Raw genomic sequence first — 10,184 nt, 5'->3', positions numbered from 1 at the left:
GGGGCGCCGGCCCGGTCGATCATGGCGGTCGCGGCCGCTTCGGTGATCGCGGACAGGTAGCCGCTGCGCGAGGCCGCGCGCTTCCCGTAGGGGGCGGTGTCGTCGAGCATGCTGTTCGCCCTGAGCCAGGTGGTGGGCTGCACCAGGTCGACCAGCGGCGTTCCGAGGCCGATCACCGGCTTCAGGACGTCGTCGGCCGTCGTGAGGTCGCCGGTGTACACGGGGGAGAGGATCAGTACGGGGTGACCGTGTGCCTGCTCCGGGATCATGGGCAGGGGCGGGGCGGGAGTGATGGTCGCCACCAGCGCGAGTTCGCGCGGGGCGGCCGCCATGACCTCGTCGAGGGCGGCCAGGATCCGCGGCGCCTCGTGCAGGCCGTAGACCGCGAATCCGGCCACGGCGTCCGTGCCCATGGCATGCGCCCGGTACTCGAAGCTCGTGACGACACCGAAGTTGCCGCCGCCTCCGCGCAGCGCCCAGAACAGCTCAGGCTCACTGCCGGCGTCGACGCGGACCCGGCGCCCGTCCACGGTGACCATTTCGCAGGCCAGCAGGTTGTCGACGGTGGCGCCGTAGCGGCGCATCAGATGGCCGATGCCACCGCCGAGCGTGAGGCCGGCGATGCCGGTCGAGGTGACGGTACCGGAGGGGACGACCAGGCCGTGCTCCTGGGTGGCCGCGTCCAGCTCGCCGAGAGTGACTCCGGCCTGGGCCCGTACGATCCCCGTCTCAGGGTCGACGGTGACGGCGCGCAGCCGCGACAGGTCTGCGACGAGGGCACCGCCGGGCATGGCGTGACCGTCGTACCCGTGACCGCCGCCGCGCACCGCGACCGGCGTTCCCGTGGCGGAGGCGTAGCGCATTACGGTGGCCACGTCGTCCTCGTCCAGGCAGCGCGCGATGAGCGCGGGGCCCTCGTCGGCGGCCCTCGCGTTGTTCAGTGCCCGGGCCGCGTCGTAACCGCCGTCGCCGGGGCGCAGGACCTGCCCGCGGAAGTCCGCCGGGAAGTCCGCGAACCCGCTGGGGGAGGCGTTTGCGCTTGTCATGCTGTTCCACTCCTGAACCAAGGGGGGATCGGTGTGGCTGCCAGCCTTCCGTGCGATACATGTCATATAGCGTCATGTATTCCACATCACGTTTCCGAGGCTTCCCACGTCTTTCCGTCGCCCCCTGCGTTTCTCCTGAATACATGACGCCATGTGGCAGGTATTCCGGCGATCCTTGACCCATGAAGTCCGACCGCCTGCTGGCTTTGCTCCTGCTGTTGCAGACGCACGGCCAGTTGTCCGCCACCGACCTCGCCGAGCGCTTGGAGGTCTCCGTCCGCACGGTCTTTCGCGATGTCGAGGCGCTGTCGTCCGCGGGCGTGCCGGTCTACTCCGAGCGGGGCCGCAACGGTGGCATCGCGCTGCTCCCCGGTTTCCGCACCGACGTCACCGGGCTGACCGCGGACGAGGCCCGGTCACTCTTCGTGCTCCTCGCCGATCGCACCCATGCCGATCTGGGCCTCGGCCAGGCCATCGGGTCGGCCCTGCGCAAGGTCATGGCCGCACTGCCCGAGTCCCATCGGGACGCCGCCGACCTGGTCAGCCGCCGCATTCTGGTCGACCCCGTACGGTGGCGCACCGGCCCCAGGCCCACGATCGACCTGGGCGCCCTGCAGGAAGCCGTCTTCACCGATCGACGCCTGCGGCTGCGGTACCGGCGCGGGGAGGACAGCAGGGTGCACGACTACACCGTCGATCCGTACGGACTCGTCGACACGGCGGGAGTCTGGTACCTGGTGGCCGATCACCGGGCCAGGCCCCGGATGTTCCGCGCCGACCGCGTGGTCTCCGCGCGGGTGGCCGACGAGCCGGTGCAGCGGCGCCGCGGGGTGGAACTCGCCGACGTATGGGAGGAGTTGCGCCGGAACATCGACGAGGCGCCTGCACAGCTGCCCGTCGTGGTGCGGGTCCGGCGGAAGACCCTCGGACGATTCCTGCGGCTGCACCAGGCCGACCTGGCCGGCCCACCGCCCCCCGGAGTCCTGGAAGAGGACGGCTCGGAGTGGACCGAACTGGAGCTGCGCTTCCGAGAACTCGGTGCCGCCCGGCCGCTGCTCGCCTTCGGGACCAGCGTGGAGGTCATCTCGCCGCCCGAACTCCGCGAAGAACTCGCCCGCGTTGCCACGGACATCGCAGCGCTCTACCGAGCGTGACCGTGGCGCTCACCGAGCAATACATGACACAGGGCGTCATATGTTTCCGCGTTATTTTTCCGTCGAAATCGAGCCCGTGATGTTGGATTCCCGGGATTCTCCCGCTCCTGGCTGGCTTCGGCCTCCCGGCCCGGCCGAAGGTTGCCGCCGAAGTCAGCCGATCGCAGCGCCCGGCGCCGCAAGGGAGAGTTCCGTGAACGTCACGACAACGGCGAACGCGCCACAGGAGCGGCGGGCGGTCACGCTCGTCATGGCCTGTCTGGGCGTCTTCGTCGGCTATCTGCCGGTGACAGCCGTCGCCGTGAGTCTGCCCGCGATACAGCGGGCGCTGGATACGTCGACCTCGCAACTGTCCTGGGTCCAGGACGCGTTCGTCCTGCCCATGGCCGCCCTCATCCTGACCGCCGGTGTCTTCGGTGACGTCCACGGCCGCAAGAAGGTGTACCAGGCGGGCCTGGCCTTCAGCGCGATGGGCGCCTTGATCGCGCTGTGCGCGCAGTCCATCCAGGTGGTCTGGGTCGGCCAGGCATGCGCCGGGCTGGGCGCAGCCGCGCTGCTGCCCACCACCCTGGCGATGATCAGTCACGCGGTGCCCGACCACCGTGAGCGCGGCAAGTTCATCGGGATCTGGGCCACCTTCCTGATGGCGTCCCTGGCGACGGGCTCGCTCATGGCCGGCACCGTCCTGGAGCACTTCGCGTGGCGCTGGATCTACGTGGGGCCCGCCGCGGTCGCCGTGGCCGCGCTGTCCGTGTCGGTGAAGCTGCTGACCGACTCGCGTGCGCCCGGTTCGCGCCGGCTGGACTGGAGCGGGCAGTTCACCGCCGCGCTGGCCATCACCGCCCTGGTCTACGGCATCATCGAGGGCGGCGCGGGATCCTTCACCGACGCCAAGGTGCTGGTCGCCCTCTGTGTCGCGGCGGTCAGCGCGATCGCGTTCGTCCTGGTGGAGCGGCGCAGCTCCAGCCCGATGCTGGACCTGACGCTGTTCCGCAGCCCGGCCTTCACGGCCACCACCCTGATCGCGATGATCACCTTCCTGGGCCTGATCGGATTCTTCTTCGCCCTGAGCCTGTACTTCGGCCTGGTCCAGAATCAGTCCACGCTCCAGGGCGCCTTCCGGCTGGCGGTCATCTCCGGTGTGCCATTGGTACTGGGCGCCCCGGTCGGCCAGTTGATGCACCGCGTCTCCCCGCGGCTGCTGATCCCGGGCGGCCTGCTGGTCACCGCGGGCGCGCTGCTGTCGCTGACCGGCATCGACGCGGACACCTCCTATCTGTCCCTGACCTGGCGGCTGGCGCTGCTCGGCCTCGGCCTGGCCTTCGTGGTCACCCCGATGACCGCCACCGCCGTCAGCTCGGTCCCCTTCCACCAGGCCGGCATGGCCGCGGCCGCCAACAACGCCTTCCGCCAGGTCGGCGGCGCCCTCGGCCCCGCCGTCCTGGGCGCGATCCTGTCCACCAGGGCCGTGCACGCCCTGCCCGGCCACCTCACCGACGCCGGCCTGACGAGGGCCGCGGCGGACCGCATCGCCTCGGCGGCGGACGCCGACGGGCTCGGCGCGGTCGCCGGCCTGGACCTGGGCGCCGACCAGGGCCGCGCCATGGCCGCCCTGTCCGAGTCCTTCCTCGACGGACTCCACCTGTGCCTGGTCATCGCCGCCGTACTGACCCTCCTCGCCGCCGCCGTCGGCGCGGCCCTGCTGCGGGCGCCGGGGCATGCGGCTCCTCCGGGGGCCCACGTCCCGCAGGCAGCGGGCACCCCCGACACCGCCGCACCGGACGGCGCACAGCGCGGCGGCGCCGCGATCGAGGGGACTCTGACCGGCCAGTGAGCAATCCCGAGGCACGGGACGGTTCATGAGCGAGTGACCGCCGGACCGTACGGGCGTCCTACGACGGGACGGACAAGGCGCAGAAGCGTGACCCGGGACGGGGAAATGCCCCGCCGTCCCGGGTCACGCCGCATGCCGTGCACAGGCACAGCCCGAACCCTGCCCCCTCGTGATGCGCTCCCCTCCCGCCGACACCACAATCCACCTCAGGCATGCACCCCAGAGCAGGAGACAGTCATTGGAGTCCCAGCCCCTCGACACCGTCGACCTGAAACTGCTCCACGCACTCCAGCTGGACGGGCGGGTCCCGTTCAGCCGGGTCGCCGAGGTTCTCGGCGTGTCCGACCCGACCATCGCCCGGCGCTTTCGCAGACTGCGCACCACCGTCGGCCTCAGAGTGGTCGGCATGACCGACGAGAGCCTGCTCGGCCAGCAGAGCTGGATCGTCCGGCTGCGCTGCACCCCCGACGTGGCCGAGCAGCTCGCGGGCGCCCTCGCCCGGCGCCCCGACACCAAGTACATCGAGCTGATCTCCGGCGGCACCGAGGTGCTGTGCGCGATGATGCCGCGCAGCCAACAGGACCGCGACGAACTCCTCTTCGACCGCCTGCAGCGGACTCCCCGGATCATCTCGGTCGACGCCTACTGCCTCCTGCACACCTTCTACGGCGGCCCGCTCGGCTGGCTCAACAAGAACCGCGTACTCGAACCCGAGGAGGAGGCGGCCCTGCGTCCGCCGCCCGTCGAGCCGGCCACCGCCCCCGTCACCCTCGGCGAGGCCGACGAGGCCCTGCTCCAGGTGTTGCGGCGCGACGGACGGGCCACGTCCAGCGAACTGCAGCACAGCACCGGCCAGTCGGAGTCCGCGGTGAAGCGGCGCCTGGAACGCCTGCGTTCCACCGGCGTCCTCTACTTCGACGTCCAGCACGACACCGCACCTCTGGGCCAGGCCATCGGTGCGATGCTGTGGCTCACCGTCGCCCCCACAGCCCTGGACGACGTAGGGCACGCACTCGCGGCACACCCCGAGGTCCGCTTCGCCGCTGCTATCACCGGAAACGCCAACCTCGTCGCTTCCGTCGCCAGCCCCGGCACCAGCGAGCTGTACACGTACCTCAGCCGGAAGATCGGCACCCTCGACGGCGTCCGAGCCGTCGAAACCACCCTCACCCTGCGCCAGGTGAAACAACTCACCTACGAGCCGAGCCGCTGAAGGGAGTACCCGGCCCGGGTTCAGCCGATCAGGACGTCGCTGATCATCATGACCGGCTCCAGGTCGGTGAAGTTGCGGATGTCGGCACGGATGGCAGCCGCGTGCGGTGCGTAGGCCTCCTGCATCGCCTCGACCGACTCGAAGTACAGGTGCCCGCACACGATGAACGGCGGCGGGGTGTCCGGCGTACCGCCGACCAGCCCCTTCTCCGCGGTGAGCCCCTTCAGGGCGGGGCCGAGGCTGGCCTTCACGAAGGGCAGGTGCTTGTCGGTGTAGTACTCGAAGTCAAAGCGGGCGCCTTCGGCGTACGGGTACATCAGGGAAGCCTTGATCATGGCGCACTCCTCTGTCGTGCGGTGGATGGTGTGCGGTGATGTGCTGGTGGCGGCCGGTCGTGGTTCGTTTCGGGCTCGCGTCGCCCAGACCCACGTCTCAGATCTCGGTCGACTCGCCGATGGCCAGCTTGGTATAGGCCAGACCGGGCACGAGCGTGCCGAACAGACCGCCGACGAGGCTGAGGCCGGCGTCGTTGAGCAGGCCGTCGTGCGTGTTGAAGGCGCGGGTCGCGCCGGTCGCGCGGGCGTAGTCGAAGATCTGGGTCGAGTTCGCCCACGGGGCGTGGGAGAGCAGCAACAGGGTGCCGATCTTCTGCTCCGGGACAGTGAACGCGTCGCCGGGATAGAAGAGTTCGCCGTCCAGCACGAAGCCGATGTTGTGGCTGGGCGGCAGCTCGGGGTGGATCGGGGCGTGCCACTCGCCGTGCACCTGGACGTCGAAGCCGGCCGCGGTGAAGGTGTCGCCGTGCGTGACGGCGTGCACCCGGCCCGCGCCGAGACCCTCCAGCTGACTGGCCACATCGGGGTGGGTCCAGATGCTCAGCCCCGGGTTGGCCCCGGCGGCGGCGCGCAGCCGTTCCTCGTCGAAGTGGTCGAAGTGGTCGAAGTGGTCGTGGGTCACCAGCACCGCGTCCGCGCCGTCCAGGGCCTCCGGCTCACTGAGCGTGCCCGGGTCGATGACCAGCGTCTGGCCGTCCTTCTCCACGCGGACGGCGGCATGGCCGAACTTGGTCAGGCGCATGGCCCTCCTCCCGCAGTCGGTCCGGCGAACGCGTCAGACCGGTTCACGACGTCGCCTCGTCGTGGGCGACGGTGACGACGATCTTGCCGACCTGCCCGTTGGCCGCCATGTAGCGGTGGGCGTCGGCGATCTCCGCGAGGTCGAAGGTGCGGTCCACGACCGGGTTGAAGGAGCCCGAGGCGAGCCCCGCGTTGACGAACGCGACCGCCCGGCCCAGGCGCTCCGGGTTCGTGGTGATCTCGAAGAGGGTGTAGGTGCTGCTGTTCAGCGCCGGGAAGGACTGTGCGTTGGGCAGCGGGGTGGGACGCGGGTCGAGGGCTCCGTAGACCACCAGGAAACCGCCGGGGGCGATGCCCTGGGCGAGGGTCTCGACACCGGGGCCGGCGATCGGATCGAACGCCAGGCGGACGCCTTCACCGCCGGTGATCTCCTTGATGCGGGCGGGGAGGTCCTCCTCGTCGGTGACGATGACGTGGGCCGCCCCGGCGTCCAGGAGACGCTGCTTCTTGTCGGCACCCCGCGTGGTGGCGATCGGGATAGCGCCGACGTGGCGGGCGACCTGGATGGCGGCCAGCCCGACGCTGCTGGAGGCCGCGGTGATCAGCACATGGTCTCCGGGGCGCACCTGGCGGCTCTCGGCGAGGGGACCGTAGGCGGTGATGTAGGCCATCCACACGGCCGCTGCCTGCACGGGGTCGACATCCGCCGGGCGGGGGACAACGGCGGAGGCCGGAACGATGACGTGGTCGCCGTAGGTGCCGTACTCACTCTGCAGGAACGCCGGCACAACAGCGACCAGGTCGCCCTCGGCGAAGCCGTCCACACCCTCACCGACCGCCTCGACCACGCCGGCGGCCTCGTAGCCGAGGGTGGAGGGGAAGACCGGCTCGTAGAAGTAACCGCCCTCGCGGTACATGATCTCGGCCCGGTTCAGGCCGATCGCGTCGACGCGGATGAGTACCTCTCCCGCGCCCGGGGCACCGACCTCGACATCGCGAAGAGTCAGCACCTCGGGGCCGCCGAGCCGGTCGAACTGTACGAGTCTTGCCATGGTGCATCCGTCCTGGGAGCGGGGGTCGGGGGAGACACCGAGTCGGCTCGGCGTCGATATCTACCCTGCCCCAATATTCGATGACCGTCAAATTTCGAGCGTCATCGAAGTAGGTTCGCTCGGGGGGTGCGGTGGTTACGGCCGACTGACAGTTCGTACGCCGCCGTAAGCTCTCAGGTGGCCGGGTGGTGGCTTCGGGGGTTGGGGATGCCGGCCGGCGTGCGGGGCGGGCGGGTGAACCGGACCGGGACTCCTGGGGAGTAGAGGACGCTTGTGGGTGCCCCGATGGGCGCGGGCAAGCCTGCCGTGGTGACGAGGTTCTCGTCGCAGTGGAGTAGTTCGGCGCGGTGAAGCGGCCAGCGAGGGTGAGCGTTGGGGAGGTACAGGGGGCGGCCGCGGAAGGCGCTGTGCATGCCCCAGCGGGCGGTGAGGAAGTGCTCGAGTTCGGTCGGTTCCGCGACCCGTTCGCCGACCCGTATCGCGAGGCTGCTGCGCGCGTCGCGCGGGCCGGGCCAGCGCCGGCTGCTGCTGTACGTGATCGTGGTGCCCTGCTGGTGGATCTTCATCCGCGACCAGACGTAGGGAAGGCGGAAGGCGGTCCGTCCGATGGCGACGGGGATCAGGCGAGAGGCGTCGAGCGAGCGGAAGACGACGCCGCGTCGGCCGTGGGCGTCCACGGAGTACAGGCGCACGTTGGTCTCGGGGAAGGAGCCGAGGTAGGGGATGCCGGGGAGGCGGAACCATCCGACGCGGTGCATCCGGAAGGCGACGAGTCCGACGTAGGTGAGGCCATGCAGTGTGTCCGGTCGGGTGCCGGCCGGCAGGAGCGGAGCGACGTCTGCCGGGGCGGCGGGCCAGTGGAGGAAGGCCAGGTCGAGCCAGGACTGGGTGAGGAGGGGGCGGTCCGCGGAATGAGGCGGGTCGGCGGATATCGGCTCGGGTTCCACGCTGAGCGATGGCTGCGGCATCGGGCCAGTATCCCGAAGCGCCCTGCCAGGACCTCACCCGAGTACGGGGTAGCCGATCCGGGTCATGTCCTCTTCGAGACCGGCCAGTTCAGCATCCGGGTTCAGCGATGACACGACGCTCTGGGTGAGAGGTCGCAAGGCATAGACGTGACGCACGGCCTCGAGGTCTACCGCCACTTCGTAGTACTCCTCCGCGAACTGCTGGTATGCCTCGGGCCGGCCGTCGACGAGGACGTCGAAGAGCCACTCGGCGCTGCCGTCGTCCTGCACCCCCTCCGGCAGGGCCTCGACGGCTCCGCACTTCCACTCGGTGTCGGCCTGTTCGCGCCAGAAGCACGTCGTCGCTCGCGGTGTCCCGTCGACCTCGCTGAAGGCGGGTTCGGCGACCTGGGGAAGGAACGCTTCGGGCACTCCCTCGAACAGTCCGGGCCACGGTGCCGGGGGGTCCACCCGATACGGGCTCATGGGCGACTCGTGATCGAAGCCGTGGACGTAGGCGCCCGCCGGCGAGAAGACGATCGAGTATTCATTGCCGCAGCCGTCGCGCATGGAGGCCATCTCCTCCGTCGGCGACCACCGGGAGTCGAACGAGTAGAACCGGGACTCCCAGTCCGGGCTCATGACGGCATCCACCATGGCCATGGCCCGGGAGCGATCCCGGACGACGGAGATCCCGGGCAGTTGGCGGATCACTTCATGGACAGACACCGCCCCATCCAAGCCGATCCCACTGAGGTGGTCGATGACGGGGTCGGATTCCTGGACATACCTGACGCAGCCCGTCATGTATGTACCCCATGCTTGACGTATGAAGTCGGACCGCTTGCTCTCCATCCTCCTGTTGCTGCAGACACACGGGCAGGTGCCGGCCGGCGAGCTGGCCGCGCGCCTGGAGGTGTCGGTGCGCACCATCTACCGGGATGTCGAGGCGCTGTCGGCTGCGGGGGTGCCGGTGTACGCGGAGCGGGGAAGCAAGGGCGGTATCGCGTTGCTGCCGGGGTACCGGACCGATGTCACCGGTCTCACCGCCGACGAGGCCCGCGCGTTGTTCGTGCTGGTCACAGAGCAGGCGCATGCGGATCTGGGGTTGGGACAGGCGATCGGTTCGGCGTTGCGCAAGGTGATGGCGGCGTTGCCGGCGCCGTTTCGCGGGGACGCCGATCTGGCGAGCAGGCGGATCATGATCGACCCGGTGCGCTGGCGCAGCAGCCCGCGTCCGTCGGCGGTCGACCTGGGTGTGCTGCAGGCGGCGGTGTTCAACGACCGGCGGCTGCGGCTGCGTTACCGGCACGGCCGTGACGCCCAGGTGCGCTCGTACACGCTGGATCCGTACGGGCTGGTGAGCAAGGCGGGGGCCTGGTACCTGGTGGCGGACCACCGGGGGCAGCCGATGATGTTCCGTTCGGACCGGATGCTGTCGGCGTCGTTGGCCGATGAGCCGGTGCGCCGCCGTGACGGGGTGGAGCTGGCGGATGTGTGGGAGGTGCTGCGGGAGAGCATCGACCGGATCCCGGCCCCGGTGCGGGTGGTCGCGCGGGTGCAGCGGTCGGTGCTGGCCCGGTTCCTGCGCTACCACGAAGCCGACCTCACCGGTCCCGCGCCTGCCCTGGAGGAGGCTGAGGCGGGCAGCGAGGCGGGACCGGTGGAGCTGGAGCTGCGGTTCCCGGCGCTTCGCTCGGCCGAGCAACTGCTGGTGTTCGGCCCGGCGGTCGAGGTGTTGGAACCTGCGGAACTGCGCGAGGTCCTGGTACGCCGGGCGCAGGAGACCGTCTCCCTGTACACCGAGGACCGGGACGCCTGACGCACCCGCCTCCGAGGCCCTGGGAGGCGAGGATGCGGTC

Annotated in this window: 10 protein-coding genes; 4 read left to right on the top strand and 6 right to left on the bottom strand. The window is 70.2% G+C overall.

Annotated elements, in window-relative coordinates:
* A partial coding sequence (locus BEK98_RS46065) for an FAD-binding oxidoreductase (RefSeq protein WP_094222783.1) occupies positions 1-1,046 on the bottom strand: 1,046 nt, incomplete at its 3' end.
* Positions 1,047-1,228: 182 nt separating this feature from the next.
* Between BEK98_RS46065 and BEK98_RS46060 the strand changes: the two genes are divergently transcribed.
* The 3 genes from BEK98_RS46060 (at position 1,229) to BEK98_RS46050 (ending at position 5,247) form a co-directional block, all read left to right on the top strand.
* A complete protein-coding gene (locus BEK98_RS46060; protein ID WP_094222782.1) occupies positions 1,229-2,200 on the top strand; it encodes a helix-turn-helix transcriptional regulator in 972 nt (323 codons plus the stop codon).
* Between the two features lie 193 nt (positions 2,201-2,393).
* Positions 2,394-4,034, top strand: a complete 1,641-nt coding sequence (locus BEK98_RS46055) for an MFS transporter (protein WP_244202295.1) — start codon at positions 2,394-2,396, stop codon at positions 4,032-4,034.
* A gap of 238 nt (positions 4,035-4,272) precedes the next feature.
* Entirely contained in the window at positions 4,273-5,247 is a 975-nt protein-coding gene (locus BEK98_RS46050; RefSeq protein ID WP_167444449.1) for an Lrp/AsnC family transcriptional regulator, read from the top strand.
* Between the two features lie 20 nt (positions 5,248-5,267).
* Here the strand turns inward: BEK98_RS46050 and BEK98_RS46045 are convergent, their stop codons facing one another.
* The 5 genes from BEK98_RS46045 to BEK98_RS46025 form a co-directional block, all read right to left on the bottom strand.
* On the bottom strand, positions 5,268-5,582 hold the full coding sequence (locus BEK98_RS46045; protein WP_094222780.1) for an EthD family reductase: 315 nt from the start codon (positions 5,580-5,582) through the stop codon (positions 5,268-5,270).
* Between the two features lie 97 nt (positions 5,583-5,679).
* Positions 5,680-6,324 (bottom strand): MBL fold metallo-hydrolase, encoded by a 645-nt coding sequence (locus tag BEK98_RS46040; protein ID WP_094222779.1) that lies wholly within the window; start codon positions 6,322-6,324, stop codon positions 5,680-5,682.
* 43 nt (positions 6,325-6,367) lie between these two features.
* Positions 6,368-7,375, bottom strand: coding sequence for a zinc-dependent alcohol dehydrogenase family protein (locus tag BEK98_RS46035; RefSeq protein WP_094222778.1), 1,008 nt, complete (start codon positions 7,373-7,375; stop codon positions 6,368-6,370).
* 173 nt (positions 7,376-7,548) lie between these two features.
* A complete protein-coding gene (locus BEK98_RS46030) occupies positions 7,549-8,343 on the bottom strand; it encodes a YqjF family protein (protein WP_094222777.1) in 795 nt (264 codons plus the stop codon).
* A 33-nt stretch (positions 8,344-8,376) separates the two neighbouring features.
* On the bottom strand, positions 8,377-9,051 hold the full coding sequence (locus BEK98_RS46025; RefSeq protein ID WP_244202294.1) for a hypothetical protein: 675 nt from the start codon (positions 9,049-9,051) through the stop codon (positions 8,377-8,379).
* 100 nt (positions 9,052-9,151) lie between these two features.
* Between BEK98_RS46025 and BEK98_RS46020 the strand changes: the two genes are divergently transcribed.
* On the top strand, positions 9,152-10,144 hold the full coding sequence (locus BEK98_RS46020; RefSeq protein WP_094222776.1) for a helix-turn-helix transcriptional regulator: 993 nt from the start codon (positions 9,152-9,154) through the stop codon (positions 10,142-10,144).
* Positions 10,145-10,184 lie beyond the last annotated feature (40 nt).

This window comes from Streptomyces diastatochromogenes (genome assembly GCF_002242805.1).
Classification (GTDB): Bacteria; Actinomycetota; Actinomycetes; order Streptomycetales; family Streptomycetaceae; genus Streptomyces; species Streptomyces diastatochromogenes.
This window is presented reverse-complemented; position numbering and strand designations above follow the sequence as displayed.

Coding starts and splice junctions, on each gene's coding strand:
- BEK98_RS46040 (WP_094222779.1), bottom strand. CDS start 6,324: ATGCGCCTGACCAAGTTCGGCCATGCCGCCGTCCGCGTGGAGAAGGAC.
- BEK98_RS46030 (WP_094222777.1), bottom strand. CDS start 8,343: ATGCCGCAGCCATCGCTCAGCGTGGAACCCGAGCCGATATCCGCCGAC.
- BEK98_RS46060 (WP_094222782.1), top strand. CDS start 1,229: ATGAAGTCCGACCGCCTGCTGGCTTTGCTCCTGCTGTTGCAGACGCAC.
- BEK98_RS46045 (WP_094222780.1), bottom strand. CDS start 5,582: ATGATCAAGGCTTCCCTGATGTACCCGTACGCCGAAGGCGCCCGCTTT.
- BEK98_RS46020 (WP_094222776.1), top strand. CDS start 9,152: ATGAAGTCGGACCGCTTGCTCTCCATCCTCCTGTTGCTGCAGACACAC.
- BEK98_RS46035 (WP_094222778.1), bottom strand. CDS start 7,375: ATGGCAAGACTCGTACAGTTCGACCGGCTCGGCGGCCCCGAGGTGCTG.